Source organism: Duganella sp. SG902 (genome assembly GCF_013376005.1).
In the GTDB taxonomy this organism is placed as follows: domain Bacteria; phylum Pseudomonadota; class Gammaproteobacteria; order Burkholderiales; family Burkholderiaceae_D; genus Rugamonas.
Genome location: NZ_JABMJK010000028.1, coordinates 16,136 through 29,913, shown reverse-complemented (window position 1 = coordinate 29,913; position 13,778 = coordinate 16,136). Strand labels below are relative to the sequence as shown.

The 13,778-nt window shown below is 66.6% G+C and carries 13 protein-coding genes; 6 read left to right on the top strand and 7 right to left on the bottom strand.

Translation table 11 applies throughout. The features are described from left to right. Positions 1-62 precede the first annotated feature (62 nt). Positions 63-290 (bottom strand): hypothetical protein, encoded by a 228-nt coding sequence (locus tag FHW83_RS29885; protein ID WP_176650006.1) that lies wholly within the window; start codon positions 288-290, stop codon positions 63-65. Between the two features lie 53 nt (positions 291-343). Here FHW83_RS29885 and FHW83_RS29880 point away from each other — a divergent pair, with 53 nt between their 5' ends. Continuing rightward, positions 344-1,234, top strand: a complete 891-nt coding sequence (locus FHW83_RS29880; protein ID WP_176650005.1) for a cupin-like domain-containing protein — start codon at positions 344-346, stop codon at positions 1,232-1,234. On the opposite strand, the gene FHW83_RS29875 is transcribed toward FHW83_RS29880, so the two are convergent. The 3 genes from FHW83_RS29875 to orn all read right to left on the bottom strand — a co-directional run bounded on the left by FHW83_RS29875 (position 1,138) and on the right by orn (position 3,853). Next, positions 1,138-2,064 (bottom strand): alpha/beta hydrolase, encoded by a 927-nt coding sequence (locus FHW83_RS29875; RefSeq protein ID WP_176650004.1) that lies wholly within the window; start codon positions 2,062-2,064, stop codon positions 1,138-1,140. The two genes, FHW83_RS29880 and FHW83_RS29875, sit on opposite strands and share 97 nt — an antisense overlap. A 209-nt stretch (positions 2,065-2,273) precedes the next feature. Then, positions 2,274-3,266: a DUF1176 domain-containing protein gene (locus tag FHW83_RS29870; RefSeq protein WP_176650003.1), complete on the bottom strand. Its 993-nt coding sequence runs from the start codon at positions 3,264-3,266 to the stop codon at positions 2,274-2,276. Next, entirely contained in the window at positions 3,266-3,853 is a 588-nt protein-coding gene (gene orn, locus FHW83_RS29865; RefSeq protein WP_176650002.1) for an oligoribonuclease, read from the bottom strand. The genes FHW83_RS29870 and orn overlap by 1 nt, the downstream gene beginning before the upstream one ends. Before the next feature lie 56 nt (positions 3,854-3,909). On the opposite strand from orn, the gene FHW83_RS29860 reads away from it, so the two are divergent. Genes FHW83_RS29860 through FHW83_RS29850 form a run of 3 tightly spaced genes read left to right on the top strand, consistent with a single transcriptional unit; the run spans position 3,910 to position 8,963 of the window. Further along, positions 3,910-5,181: a M48 family metallopeptidase gene (locus FHW83_RS29860; protein ID WP_176650001.1), complete on the top strand. Its 1,272-nt coding sequence runs from the start codon at positions 3,910-3,912 to the stop codon at positions 5,179-5,181. Next, a complete protein-coding gene (rsgA, locus tag FHW83_RS29855) occupies positions 5,178-6,080 on the top strand; it encodes a ribosome small subunit-dependent GTPase A (RefSeq protein WP_176650000.1) in 903 nt (300 codons plus the stop codon). The genes FHW83_RS29860 and rsgA overlap by 4 nt, the downstream gene beginning before the upstream one ends. Before the next feature lie 51 nt (positions 6,081-6,131). Further along, the gene (locus FHW83_RS29850; protein WP_176649999.1) at positions 6,132-8,963 is read left to right on the top strand and encodes an ATP-binding protein; all 2,832 of its coding nucleotides are present in this window, start codon (positions 6,132-6,134) and stop codon (positions 8,961-8,963) included. Here the strand turns inward: FHW83_RS29850 and FHW83_RS29845 are convergent, their stop codons facing one another. From FHW83_RS29845 to FHW83_RS29835, 3 genes are read right to left on the bottom strand one after another with little or no spacing between them, the layout of a single operon-like run. Then, positions 8,964-10,106, bottom strand: a complete 1,143-nt coding sequence (locus FHW83_RS29845; RefSeq protein WP_176649998.1) for a PLP-dependent aspartate aminotransferase family protein — start codon at positions 10,104-10,106, stop codon at positions 8,964-8,966. It lies immediately after the preceding gene. A gap of 4 nt (positions 10,107-10,110) precedes the next feature. Next, positions 10,111-10,638, bottom strand: coding sequence for an isochorismatase family protein (locus FHW83_RS29840; RefSeq protein ID WP_176649997.1), 528 nt, complete (start codon positions 10,636-10,638; stop codon positions 10,111-10,113). 4 nt (positions 10,639-10,642) lie between these two features. Beyond that, entirely contained in the window at positions 10,643-11,314 is a 672-nt protein-coding gene (locus FHW83_RS29835; RefSeq protein ID WP_176649996.1) for a GntR family transcriptional regulator, read from the bottom strand. A 132-nt stretch (positions 11,315-11,446) separates the two neighbouring features. Here FHW83_RS29835 and argF point away from each other — a divergent pair, with 132 nt between their 5' ends. Next, positions 11,447-12,373: an ornithine carbamoyltransferase gene (gene argF, locus FHW83_RS29830; protein ID WP_176649995.1), complete on the top strand. Its 927-nt coding sequence runs from the start codon at positions 11,447-11,449 to the stop codon at positions 12,371-12,373. A 97-nt stretch (positions 12,374-12,470) separates the two neighbouring features. Then, the gene (locus FHW83_RS29825; RefSeq protein WP_176649994.1) at positions 12,471-13,703 is read left to right on the top strand and encodes an argininosuccinate synthase; all 1,233 of its coding nucleotides are present in this window, start codon (positions 12,471-12,473) and stop codon (positions 13,701-13,703) included. Positions 13,704-13,778: the final 75 nt, after the last annotated feature.

The following is a 13,778-nucleotide window of genomic DNA, read 5'->3' as shown; positions in this document are numbered from 1 at the left end:
ACGCCAGATGGAGGAATTCGCACAACTGCAACCTTCACTCTTTTGAAACCATGTCAACAAAATTATTCCGGACAGCAGTGCGCGCAGGCGGGAATTAGGTGCTGAGGTTGGCCTTGGTCTGCGCTGATTGCCCGGTGCAGGCCATCATCCAGGTTGGACGCGCCCTTTTCTTTCGCCAGCAAGCCTTCGGTCGCGCCGCTGGCGATGTAGGCGCGGATTTCTTCCGCCGCTCTCCTTTCGGCCGCGATCAGCACCTTTGGTGCGCCATGGGATAGGCGGTGATCGCTCAAGATTAGCCGATTTCGACGATCGCGTAAAATAGGCGCCCTTCAAGGAATTGTTTATGTCGAACGAAGTATCCAAGCGGCTGCCGCCACGCATCATTCTCTCGCCGGAGGAGCTGGCCGCCAAAAAGCAGGCACTGGAACAGCGCGACGCGCAGATACGCGGCGTCAGCTCCATCCACGATATGCGAGAGGCGATCAAGCAGGCGTCCCGCTCGCTCCCGGCCATGACCGAAGTGCCGCGCGTGAAGCTGCACGACGCCGCCAGCTTCCGCACCCGCGCCATGCAGGGCTTGCCGTTTCTGGTCGACGGCATCGTTGGCCGCTGGCCGCTGACCCGGCACACGCCGGACATTCTGCGCGACCGCTACGCGCAGCTACATGTACGCGCCCGGGTGGGCGACTACATCAGCACCGCCTTCGCGCCGGACCGTGCCATGCGGGACATGACCATGGCCGAATATCTGGACCTGGCCGAGCGCACCGAAGGCCTGCCGCCCTACCTCGGCAACCTGGAACTGAAGGAGTTGAACAGCATGTGCCACTGGCCGACCTGGTTCGACAAGATGGGGCCGGCGCGTTTCTGGATCGGCCCCGCCGGCACGGTCACGCCGCTGCATTGCGATTACGACGACAATATCTTCGCGCAGATCTGGGGCACCAAGCGTATCTTCCTGGCGCCGCCGCATCACGATGCATTCCTGTACGTGAAGGAAGCCAGCGCCATGCTGTTCGGTTCGCCCTTCGATCCGGAAGCGCCCGACTACGAGCAATTCCCGCTGGCGCGCCAGGCCAGCATGATCGAGGTGATCGTGCAGCCCGGCGACATGCTGTACGTTCCGGCCGGCTGGTATCACCAGGTGCGGGCGCTGACTTTCTCGCTCTCGTCCAACCGCTGGGCGCGCGGCGTGCCGCTGACGCTGGCGTCGGCCACAAAGCCGGCCACCTGATCGAGCGTCGGCGCCAGCCAGCGCAGCGGCGTGGCCAGCGTGGCCACCAGCGTGGTGTGCCGCACCTGATCGTAATACTGCTCGCGCACCGGCACGCCCCGCGCGCGTAGCGCGCCCGCCAGGTGGCCGGTATTGCGCTGCGGGTCGACCAGCTTGTCCTCGCGCGGGGCGATCAGCAGGGCCGGCGGCGCACCCGCCGCGACATGGTTGACCGGCTGCGACGACGGCGGCGTGTCCGGGAAATGGAACACCGGCTTGGTGGTCGGATTCTCTATCGGCAGGAAATCGTACGGACCGGCCAGGCCGATCCAGCCGCGCAACGCGGCCGGCGACAGTCCCTGCTCGGCCAGCCAGCGGCCATCCAGCGCGATCATGGCGGCGTTGTAGGCGCCGGCGCTGTGGCCCATCACGAACAGGCGCTTGGGGTCGCCGCCATAGCGCGGCGCCTCGCGCGCGGCCCAGGCCACCGCTTGCGCCGCGTCGCGCAGGAAATCGGGGTAGCTTACTTCCGGGTGCAGACGGTAGTCGGCGATCACCGCCACCATGCCGCGCGATGCCAGCGCGCGGCCGACAAAGGCGTAGTCGGCGCGCTCGCCGGCCACCCAGTTGCCGCCATAAAAGAACACCACTACCGGCGCATTGCCGTGCCCGTCGCGTGGGCGGTATACGTCCAGCTTGCGGCGCGGTCCGTCGCCGTAGGCGAGATCCGGCGTGCGCTCGGCGCCGCCGCCGGGCGACAGGATATTCAGCGCAGTCAGCGGCGCGCAGGCGGTCAGCGCCACCAGCAACAGCGGAACGCCAGCGGCGAGCAGGAGATAAGGTCGGGGCATGGCACACACCGGAGGATCAGGGATGTCTTACTCTATCCGATCGGCGGCGCGGCCAGCGTGCGCCATAGCACCTAAGCCGGCCTCGGGTCTTAGTGCTGTCGGTGTTCGTGCGCAGGTGGATGGTGCGCCGCTCTTTCCGACGCTGTGGTGACGCAGGCTGTGTATGGATTCCGGCCTTCGCCGGAATGACGGGGGGAAGACTGCGGCTTCTATTGCGTGTGCGTGGTCCATAGGCGCAGCATGAAGCCGCCGCCCGGCATGCCGCGGCACATCGGGCCGATCGACGATTCTTTCAGCTTGAAGCCTTCCGCAGTCCATAGCCATTGGTCGGAACTGCCGCAATCGGCCAGTCCGCGCCCCTTGGCGAAGGAACCCAGCACGCCCTTGTCGAAGTACGGCTCGGTGAGCATGTCGTCCAGTTTGCCTTCGGCGTTCGGCAGCATGATGCGCACCGCCTTGTATGGCGGCTTGTCGCTGACGCGCCAGATGCCGTACGCCGATTGGTAGGCGCCCCGCATGCACTCCTGGAACACCAACACTTCGGTAGCGGACAAACGGCTAATCTCGCTGCTGCGGCCATATTCCGCCGGCGGCGCATCGGCCTCGCAATCGGCGTCGCGCAGGGTTTTCAGGATGGCCGGCAGCAGCTGGGCGTCGCTGGCGCGTGGCGCCGGCACAGCGGCGGCGCGCAACACTGGCGCCGGCAAGGCGGCGGGCACCGCGCTGGCCGGCTTGGCGCCGGGGCGCGACAAGGCGGTCACGGTGCCAACGCGCCCCTGCAGATCGTCCATCTTCAGCAGCGCGGCCTTCAGGCCGGCCAGCGACAGTTCCCATCGATGGCGCGGATCGGAGACCAGCGCGACATCCGCTTCCTTCAGCGCCGGCAGCAGCTGCGCGACCTGGGCGGCGGTGAGCTCGCCCTGGGCGATGCCGCTGACGACCGTCTTGCCGGCGCGGATGGTATAGGGACCGGTATCGTCCTGATCGAACTGCGCGTCGATGCGCGCGGTGAGCGCCGCGTTGCCGCCGGCGTCACGCCCCAGCCACAAGGTCACCGGCTGCTCGGCGTCCTCGGCCTGATACCCCACCGCCTCGCAATGGCGCATGTTGTCGCAGGCGACCACCCAGTCCTTGAACGAAAACTGCTGCGCCGTGGCGCTCAAGGAGATCGCGGCGCCCAGCGCCAGCGGCAGAGCTTTCATCACAGCTTGATGAAGTGCTCGCGGTAGTACTTCAATTCCTCGATCGACTCGAGGATGTCGGCCAGCGCGGTGTGCTTCTGCGCTTTCTTGAAGCCGCTGACCATTTCCGGTTTCCAGCGCTTGCCCAGTTCCTTCAGCGTCGAGACGTCGATGTTCCGGTAATGGAAGTAGGCTTCCAGCTTCGGCATGTAGCGCACCATGAAGCGGCGGTCCTGGCCGATGGTGTTGCCGCACATCGGCGCCTTGCCCTTCGGCACCCACAGCTTCATGAACTTGATCAGTTCCTCTTCCGCCTCGGCTTCCGAAATGGTGGACGCCTTCACGCGCTCGGTCAGGCCCGAGCGGCCGTGGGTGCCCTTGTTCCACGCGTCCATCTTGTCCAGGGTTTCGTCCGACTGGTGGACGGCCAGCACCGGGCCCTCGGCCAGCACGTTCAGGTGCATGTCGGTGATCACCATGGCCACTTCGATAATACGGTCGGTGTCCGGCTCCAGGCCGGTCATTTCCATGTCCACCCACACCAGGTTGAACTCGTTCTGGCGCGGCGCGGCGGCGCCACCTTCTGGCAAATCAGTAGCTTGTGACATAATTCTCTTCTCTTGGCTAAATTAATCCGAATCTGCCATTTTCTCACAGGCACAGAATGTATTCACTCGCGTTTTCGATTTTGTTCGTATCTTTCATCATTTTGACGCTGCTGGTGCGCTTCTGGCTGGCCTCGCGCCATATCCGCCATGTGCTGGCGCACCGCGGCGCGGTGCCGGCGGAATTCGCTGAAAAGATACCGCTGGCAGCCCACCAGAAGGCCGCCGACTACACCATCGCGCGCACCAAGTTCGGCCTGCTGACGCTGATGGTCAACACCCTGGTGCTGGTCGGCTTCACCCTGCTGGGCGGCCTGCAATGGCTGTCGCTGCAGGTTTTCCAGCTCACCGGCCCCGGCATGACCTACCAGCTGGCGCTGCTGGCGGCCTTCACCGTGATTTCCGGCGCCATCGACCTGCCCTTCGATTACTACAAGCAGTTCAATCTCGAACAACGTTTTGGTTTTAACAAGATGAGCAAGGGCCTGTTCTTCACCGACATGGTCAAGGGCGCGCTGCTGGGCGCGGCCATCGGCCTGCCGCTGCTGTGGGTGGTGCTGACCCTGATGGCCAAGGCCGGCGACCTGTGGTGGCTGTACACCTGGATCGTGTGGAGCGGCTTCCAGCTGCTGATCATGGTGCTGTACCCGACCGTGATCGCGCCGCTGTTCAACAAGTTCACGCCGCTGGAGGACCAGTCGCTGAAGGCCCGCATCGAGGGCCTGATGCGGCGCGTCGGCTTCGCCTCCAAGGGCCTGTTCGTGATGGATGGTTCCAAGCGCAGCGCGCACGGCAACGCCTACTTCTCCGGCTTCGGCGGCGCCAAGCGCATCGTCTTCTTCGATACCCTGCTGGCGCGCCTGCAGCCGCAGGAAATCGAGGCGGTGCTGGCGCACGAGCTGGGACACTTCAAGCTCAAACACATCATCAAACGCATCGCCATGATGTTCGCCATCTCGCTCGGTTTCCTGGCCCTGCTCGGCTACCTGAAAACCCAGCCGTGGTTCTACGACGGCCTGGGCGTTAATCCGGTGCTGCTGCCGGGCCAGGGCAACGACGCCATGGCGCTGTTGCTGTTCATGCTGGTGCTGCCGGTGTTCACCTTCCTGTTCAACCCGCTGACCTCGATCGGCTCGCGCAAGCACGAATTTGAGGCGGACGCCTTCGCCGCCCAGCACACCGATGCGCGCGACCTGGTGTCGGCGCTGGTCAAAATGTACGAGGACAATGCCTCCACGCTGACGCCCGATCCGCTGCACTCGGCGTTCTACGACTCGCACCCGCCGGCCAGCGTGCGCATCCGTCAACTGAAGCTGGCGGCGGCCCAATGAGTGAGAAGCGCACCGCCACCATCATCGCCGCCCACGGCCGCCACTACCTGGCGGAGTCGGACGGCCTCAAGCTGCAATGCGTCACGCGCGGCAAGAAGACCAACGTGGCCGTGGGCGACATCGTCCACATCACCATGACCTCGCCCGACCAGGGCGTGATCGACCAGATCGAGGAACGCCAGACCCTGCTGTACCGCTCGGACCAGTACAAGTCCAAGCTGCTGGCCGCCAACCTGACGCAGCTGTTCATCGTGGTGGCCACCGAACCGGGCTTCACCGACGACCTGGTCTCGCGCGCGCTGGTGGCGGCCGAGGCGGCCGGCATCAAGGCCCACCTGATCCTCAACAAGACGGACGTGGTGGACGCGCTGGAACGCACCCGCGCGCGCGTGGCGCCTTACGCCGCGCTCGGCTACCCGGTGCACGAGGTGTCGGCCAAGGCCCGGCCGGAGGACACCCTGGCCCTGCTGAAACCGCTGCTGGCCGGGCAATCGTCGATCCTGATCGGCCAGTCCGGCATGGGCAAGTCCTCGCTGATCAACCTGTTGATCCCGGAGGCCGACATCGCCACCCGCGAAATCTCGGCGGCGCTGGACACCGGCAAGCACACCACCACCTTCACCCGCCTGTACACCCTGCCCGAGCTGGGGCCGGGCTCGGCCATCATCGACTCGCCGGGTTTCCAGGAATTCGGCCTCTACCATCTGAGCGAGGGCATGCTGGAGCGCGCCTTCGTCGAGTTCGCGCCCTATCTCGGGCATTGCAAGTTCTACAACTGCCGCCACCTGATCGAGCCGCAATGCGCGATCCTGGCGGCCGTGGAGGAAGGCAAGATCGCCAGGATGCGGCACACGCTGTACGGCCAGCTCTTGCATGAATCTTCACAGACACTGTATTAAGCACAAGGTTTTATGTCTATAATGCCTTGGAGCAATTAGCCTGGGACCGTTATGGACATGTTTGCGCTCGACGACGCGTTAGCCGACTGGGAGGCCGCCCTGGCCTCCCTGCGCGGTCCCGCGCGCCTGCCGACGCTGCTGCCGCTGGCCTGGCACCTGCGCCAGCGCGACACCCCGCGCGCGCTGGAACTGGCGGCCGAGGGCCTGACCCTGCTGCCGTCCGCCGGCCTGCCGGAGGCGGACGCGCAAGCGCTGGCCGGCCGCTTCCTGCTGGTGCGCGCCGAGGCCACCTGGCTGTCCGGCAAGCTCGACGCCGCCGACGAACAGGCCGCCGACGCCGTCATCCGCTTCACCACTCTCGACAATCCGCTCGGCCGCGCCGACGCCCACTGGTTGCGCGCCTGGATCGCCATCGACAGCGGCGACCATCCGCGCGCCGAGGCCGAGCTGGAACAGATGGCCAACGCCGCGCGTGACGCCGGCGACGCCCAGCGCGGCGCCATCGCCGACGCCGTCAATGCCCGCTGGAGCGTGCTGCACGACCTGCCCAGCGCGCAGCGGCGCTGGAGCCAGCGCTTCACGCCGCAGGAGGAACAGCTGCCGGCCGTGGCCAGCTGGATCTACGACTACTACGGCCTGGCCGCCAGCCAGGCCAGCGATTTTGGCGCCGCCGCCGGCCACTATCTGCGCTGCTACGAGGCGGCGCTGGAAACCGGCCAGTTGCGCATGGCGATCACCGCCGCCATCAACATCGGCCTCGATTTCACCATCCTCAACGACCACCACGCGGCGCTGGAATGGATGGAAAGCGCGCTCGATCTGGCGCGCCCGACCGGCTGGCCGCGCAGCATCGGCGCCTGCCTGATGCACACCGCCGACACCATGCGCCGCCTCGGACGGCTGGACGCCACCGAGGAACTGCTGCGGGAGGCCTTGCATATCCTGGCGCCGATGGCCGGCGCGCGCGCCTACGCCACCGCCCTGCACTACCTGGGCGACCTGTCGCTGGACCAGGCCGACTACACCGCCGCGCTGGACGCCTTCCGCAAGCTGCAGGCGCGCGGCGAGGCGCTGCGCCACGCCGACTTCCAGAGCATCGCCCGGCGCGGCCAGGCCCACGCGCTGTGCTTCCTCGACCGGCCGCAGGAGGCGATGGCGATGGCCGAACAGGCCGCGCAACTGGCGCAGGAGCAGGCCAACCGCTACAACCACGTGGCCGCGCTGCGCGTGATGTCGCTGATCCACCAGCGCCACCGGCTGCCGCCCCCGCCCGGCATGACCGAACCCAACGCCACCCTGCACTTCCTGCACCAGGCGCTGGCGGTGGCGGGCCACATCAACGGTTACACGCTGCCGGCCGACCTGCACCAGGCGCTGGCGCGCGAATACGCGCAGATCGGCGACTACCGGCAGGCCTACGATTCGGCGCAACTGGCGGCGGCCGCGCGCGAGAAGACCCACAGCCAGGACGCCACCAACCGCGCCATCGCCATGCAGGTGCAGCACCAGACCGCGAACGCGCGCGCCGAGGGCCTGCACCACCGCGAACTGGCCGCCGCCGAGGCGCGCCGCGTGCAACTGCTGCAGCAGACCACCTCCACGCTGGAGCGCCTGTCCGCCATCGGCCAGGAGATCACCACCCACCTCGACGCCGACGCCGTGTTCAAGGCGCTGGACCGCCACGTGCAGGCGCTGCTGCCGGCAGATTCGATGGCGGTCTACCTGTGCGATCCTGGCCACGACACCATCAGCCGCGCGTTCGGCATGGAGAACGGCCGGCCGCTGGCCAACAACACCATCGACATCGACAACCCACGCGCCAACGCCGCCCGCAGCCTGCGCGAGCGCAGCGAGATCTACGTGGCCGACGCCGGCCCGGACGACATCTTCCTCGCCCCCGGCACCCAGTTGATGACCAGCGCGCTGTACGCGCCGCTGCTGGTGGGCGAGCGCGCCCTGGGCGTGATGACGGTGCAAAGCACCCACCCCAACGCCTACGGCGCGCGCGAGCGCCTGATCTTCCGCACCCTGTGCGCCTACGGCGCCATCGCGCTCGACAACGCCGAGGCGTACCGCCAGTTGAAGGACGCGCAAACCCAGCTGGTGTCGCAGGAAAAGCTGGCGGCGCTGGGGTCCCTGATGGCCGGCGTGGCGCACGAGCTGAACACGCCGATCGGCAACAGCCTGCTGATCGCCAGCACCCTGATGCAAAAGACCGAGGAACTGGAGGCGCAGATGAACGGCGCCGGCCTGAAACGCTCGTCGCTGGCCACCTACCTGGAGGACGCGCGCCGCGCGCACGAACTGGTGATGCGCGGCCTGACCAGCGCCGCCAACCTGGTCAACAGCTTCAAGCAGGTAGCGGTCGACCGCACCACCGAACAGCGGCGCGAGTTCAACCTGTCGCAGGTGTCGATGGAGGTGATCGCCACCATGATGAACCGCATCCGCGCCGCCAACCACCGCATCGAGGTCGACATGCCGGACACCATCGCGCTGGACAGCTACCCCGGCCCCTACGGCCAGGTGATCGCCAACTTCATCAACAACGCGCTGCTGCACGCCTTCACGCGCGAAGGCAGCGGCGGCATGTGGCTGCGCGCCCAGGCACCGGTGGACGGGCGGGTGCTGGTGACCTTCCGCGACAACGGCGGCGGCATCGCGCCCGAGCACATGTCGCGCATCTTCGATCCATTCTTCACCACCAAACTGGGACAGGGCGGCAGCGGCCTCGGACTGTCGATCAGCTACAACATCGTCACCTCGCTCATGGGCGGGCTGATCTCGGTGCACAGTTCGCGCGACGGCACCACCTTCACGCTGGACCTGCCGCTGACGGCGCCCGAACACCAGCAGCCGGCCGCCAGCCAGATCTACCACTAATCAGGCCGGCACGGCGGCCAGCGCCTGCCGCACATCCTCCAGCAAGTCCGCGGCATCCTCCAGGCCGACGTGCAGGCGGATCAACCAGCCTTCGCGCGGCGCCGGCAGCGGCGCCACTGCCACCAGGCTGTGGACCGCGCCCCAGCTGTTGCCCAACCTGAAATAGCGCAGGGCCGCAACGAAGGCTTCCACCGCCTCCAGTCCGGGCTGGCGCAGCGTGAACGACAGCAGTCCGCTGCCCAGCTTGAAATCGCGCCGCCACAGCGCGTGGCCCGGATCGGACGGCAGCGGCGGATAGTGGACGCTGGCCACCGCCGCGTGCCGCTCCAGCGCCTGCGCCACCGCCAGCGCCGAGGCGCAGTGGCGCTCCAGCCGCAGGCCCAGGGTCTGCAAGCCGCGCAGCGCCAGGAAGCACTCGTCGGGCGGCACGTAATAACCGAGCAGTTCGCCGGTCTGCCGCAACGCCTGATGGCGCTCTGGATCGGCCACGGTCACGGCGCCCATCAGCAGGTCCGAATGGCCGCCCACGTATTTGGTCAGCGCCTGTATCGAGAAATCGACGCCGTGCGCCAACGGCTGGAAGCCCAGCGGCGTGGCCCAGGTGTTGTCCATGGCCACCAGCGCGCCATGCGCGCGCGCTGCCGCCACAATCGCCGGCACATCCTGCATCTCCAGCAAGTTCGAGGCCGGACTTTCCACCCACACCAGCCGCGTGCGCGGCTCGAACAGCTGGCCAATATCGGCCCCGCCATGCTGGTACACGCTGCACCGCACACCCCATTTGCCGAACAGTTCGCGCGTGACGCTCAGCGTCGGCCCGTAGACCGCAGCCGGCAGCAACACATGGTCGCCGGCCGACAACACGTGGCTGCTGACCAGCGTGATCGCCGCCAGCCCGCTGGGCACCAGAACGGTGTGGCCGCCGCCCTCCAGCTGCGCCAGCTTCTCGGACAGCGCGTACTGGGTCGGCGTGCCGTTCTGGCCATAGCTGTAGCCGACCCCGGCCTGTTCCTGGCGGCGCAGGAACGAGGCCACATCGGGAAACAGGATGGTGGACGCGTGGAACACGCCCTGGCTCAGCGATTCGAAGCCGGGCGGGATCTGGCGCGCCGGTTGCAGCAGTTCGGTGACGAGCTTGGCCATGGCCTCACGCCTCCGCGAAGCGGACGTCGCCGCTGTCGGTCAGGCGGATGCCGCCGAAGCCGCGCCAGATGGCCTGGTGGTGCTCGATGATGCGCACCGCGTCCAGGTGCGGACGGTCGCGCGTGGTGTGCGCGTCGGCCGCCACGGTGACCGCCAGGCCGCTGCTGGCCGCATGACGCACATTGGTGTCGATGCAAAACTCGGTGGCGTAGCCGCAAATCACCACATGGGCGATCGCCCGCTCATTGAGCCAGGCCCGCAGCCCGGTGCCGAAGAAGGCGTCGCACTGGCTCTTGGCGCTGACGAAGTCGCCCGGCTGCGGCGCGATCGCCGGCGGGAAGCGCCAGCTGTCCGTGCCCTCCTCCCACTCGCACCCCGGCTCCGCGTGCTGCACGTAGACCACGGGCGCGCCGGCGGCGCGCGCCGCCGCGATCAGCCCGCGTATGCGCTCCAGCACCGGCCCGGCCTGATGGGCCGCCGGCTCGACAAAAACAGCGTTCTGGAAATCGATGACGATCAGTGCGGTGCTCACGGTGCTACTCCTTGACAGTGATGGACGGGGGCGGCGTGTGCTGCCACGCCCAGTTGCGTTGAACGGCGGCGCAGGCGGCGTCGGCGTCGCCGTCGCGCAGCGCCGCCAGCACGGCTTCGTGATCGCGCACCGATTCCAGCGCCATCGGCTGGTCGCCAAAATACGCCAGCTCAATGCGCTGGATGCGCGGCCGCAGCGTGGCCAGCAGGCGGGCGATCTCGGCATTGCCGCTGCGCTCGACCAGCAGGCCATGGAAGCGCATGTCCAGCCGGGTGGCGGCGGCGCTGTCGCCCCGCAGGATGGCCTGCTCCAGCGCCCGGTTGCCGTGGTCGAGCGCGGCCAGGTCCCCGGCGGTGAGGTGCGCCAGGGCCAGCCGGACGGCCATGCCCTCCAGCGCCGCCACCACCGGATACAGCTGCATGGCCTCGGCCAGATCGGCCGGCGCCACCTTGGTCCACTTGTGGAAGCTGGTCACCACCAGGCCCTCGTCCTCCAGCTGGCGCAGGGCTTCGCGCACCGGCGTGCGCGACACGCCAAGGCGCTCGGCCAGATCGAGGTCGCGGATGGTTTCCTCCGGTTGCAGGGTGAGGTCGACGATCCATTGTTTCAGGGTGCGGTAGACCTCGGTGCGCGCCAGAGGGCGGGCGATGACGGGGGTGTGGGCGGGAATCGGCATGGTGACATGTAATATACTACATATCGCGGGCGAGGTCGGCCCCGATGAGCATAATCTGTGGTAATTAGCCCCGCCCGCCGAATTACCTTTATAATTGTTCGGCTGAGCTACAGCCATCTGTCAGTTGTCATTATGCCTATCCAAAAACCGATCAAGCATTACCTGCAGTTTTCCGACCTCACGCTGGAAGAATACGAGTACGTGATCGAGCGCGCGCACATCATCAAGCGCAAGTTCAAGAACTACGAGATCTACCATCCGATGATCGACCGTACCCTGGTCATGGTGTTCGACAAGAACTCGACCCGCACCCGCCTCTCGTTCGAGGCCGGCATGCACCAGCTGGGCGGCGCCGCCATCTACCTGAACACCCGCGACTCCCAGCTGGGCCGCGGCGAGCCGGTGGAGGACGCCGGCCAGGTCATGTCGCGCATGTGCGACATCATCATGGTGCGCACCTTCGGCCAGGACATCATCGAGCGTTTCGCCGCCAACTCGCGCGTGCCGGTGATTAACGGCCTGACCAACGAACACCACCCGTGCCAGGTGTTTGCCGACATCTTCACCTACATCGAGCACCGCGGCTCGATCACCGGCAAGACCGTGGCCTGGGTCGGCGACGCCAACAACATGTTGTACTCCTGGCTGCAGGCGGCCGAGGTGTTCGGCTTCCACGTCAACGTCTCGACCCCGCACGGCTACGAGATGGACATGTCGCTGGTCTCGACCGACCGCTTCACCTTCTTCGCCAACCCGTCCGACGCCTGCGAGGGCGCGCACCTGGTCAACACCGACGTCTGGACCAGCATGGGCTACGAGGAAGAGAACGCGGCGCGCCTGAAGGCCTTCGACGGCTGGATCGTGGACAGCGCCAAGATGGCGCGCGCCGCGCCGGACGCGCTGTTCATGCACTGCCTGCCGGCCCACCGCGGCGAGGAAGTCTCGGCCGACGTCATCGACGGCCCGCAATCGGTCGTCTGGGACGAGGCCGAGAACCGGCTGCACGTGCAGAAAGCGCTGATCGAGTATCTGCTGCTGGGCCGGATAGAGAATACGTAACGCAACCGTCATTCCCGCGCAGGCGGGAATCCATGCTGAGTATGGGTTCCCGCCTGCGCGGGAACGACGACGGAAATTTAACTAACTGAGAACCATCATGAGCGACATTAAAAAAGTAGTCCTCGCCTACTCGGGCGGCCTCGATACCTCCGTCATCCTGAAATGGCTGCAGGATAACTACCAGTGCGAAATCGTCACCTTCACCGCCGACCTGGGCCAGGGCGAGGAGCTGGAGCCGGCGCGCGCCAAGGCGCTGAAGTTCGGCATCAAGCCTGAGAACATCTACATCGACGACGTGCGCGAGGAATTCGTGCGCGACTTCGTGTTCCCGATGTTCCGCGCCAACACCGTGTACGAGGGCGAATACCTGCTGGGCACCTCGATCGCGCGTCCGCTGATCGCCAAGCGCCTGATCGAGATCGCCAACGAGACCGGCGCCGACGCCATCTCGCACGGCGCCACCGGCAAGGGTAACGACCAGGTGCGCTTCGAACTGGGCGCCTACGCGCTGAAGCCGGGCGTGAAGGTGATCGCCCCGTGGCGCGAGTGGGACCTGCTGTCGCGCGAGAAACTGCTGAAGTACGCGGAGGACGCCGGCATCGCCATCGACATGAAGCACAAGAACGGCGGCGCGCCGTACTCGATGGACGCCAACCTGCTGCACATCTCGTTCGAAGGCCGCCACCTGGAAAACCCGAGCGCCGAAGCCGAGGAATCGATGTGGCGCTGGACCGTCAGCCCTGAAAAGGCGCCCGACCAGGCGGAATACCTCGACCTCGAATACGAAAAGGGCGACATCGTCGCCATCAACGGCGTGCGCATGTCGCCGGCCGCCGTGCTGACCGAGCTCAATCGCCTGGGCGGCAAGCATGGCATCGGCCGCCTCGACCTGGTGGAGAACCGCTACGTCGGCATGAAGTCGCGCGGCTGCTACGAGACCCCGGGCGGCACCATCATGCTGAAGGGCCACCGCGCCATCGAATCGATCACCCTGGACCGCGAAGTGGCCCACCTGAAGGATGACCTGATGCCGCGCTACGCCTCGCTGATCTACAACGGCTACTGGTGGGCGCCGGAGCGCGTCGCGCTGCAAACCCTGATCGACCACACCCAGTCCACCGTGAACGGGTGGGTGCGCCTCAAGCTGTACAAGGGCAATGTGATCGTGGTGTCGCGCGATTCCAAGACCGACTCGCTGTTTGATATGAATATCGCCACCTTCGACGAGGATGGCGGCGCCTACAACCAGGCCGACGCCGGCGGCTTCATCAAGCTGAACGCGCTGCGCATGCGCATCGCCGCCAACGCACGCCTGAAGCGCGGCCAATAAGCCACACTCGCCTCGCTAGGGAATGGCCGCTCGCTGAGCGGCCATTTTTTTGATACATTGCTTGCACGTCCCGAC

Coding starts and splice junctions, on each gene's coding strand:
- orn (WP_176650002.1), bottom strand. CDS start 3,853: ATGTCACAAGCTACTGATTTGCCAGAAGGTGGCGCCGCCGCGCCGCGC.
- FHW83_RS29860 (WP_176650001.1), top strand. CDS start 3,910: ATGTATTCACTCGCGTTTTCGATTTTGTTCGTATCTTTCATCATTTTG.
- FHW83_RS29845 (WP_176649998.1), bottom strand. CDS start 10,106: ATGGCCAAGCTCGTCACCGAACTGCTGCAACCGGCGCGCCAGATCCCG.
- FHW83_RS29850 (WP_176649999.1), top strand. CDS start 6,132: ATGGACATGTTTGCGCTCGACGACGCGTTAGCCGACTGGGAGGCCGCC.
- argF (WP_176649995.1), top strand. CDS start 11,447: ATGCCTATCCAAAAACCGATCAAGCATTACCTGCAGTTTTCCGACCTC.
- FHW83_RS29870 (WP_176650003.1), bottom strand. CDS start 3,266: ATGAAAGCTCTGCCGCTGGCGCTGGGCGCCGCGATCTCCTTGAGCGCC.
- FHW83_RS29825 (WP_176649994.1), top strand. CDS start 12,471: ATGAGCGACATTAAAAAAGTAGTCCTCGCCTACTCGGGCGGCCTCGAT.
- FHW83_RS29875 (WP_176650004.1), bottom strand. CDS start 2,064: ATGCCCCGACCTTATCTCCTGCTCGCCGCTGGCGTTCCGCTGTTGCTG.
- rsgA (WP_176650000.1), top strand. CDS start 5,178: ATGAGTGAGAAGCGCACCGCCACCATCATCGCCGCCCACGGCCGCCAC.
- FHW83_RS29835 (WP_176649996.1), bottom strand. CDS start 11,314: ATGCCGATTCCCGCCCACACCCCCGTCATCGCCCGCCCTCTGGCGCGC.
- FHW83_RS29880 (WP_176650005.1), top strand. CDS start 344: ATGTCGAACGAAGTATCCAAGCGGCTGCCGCCACGCATCATTCTCTCG.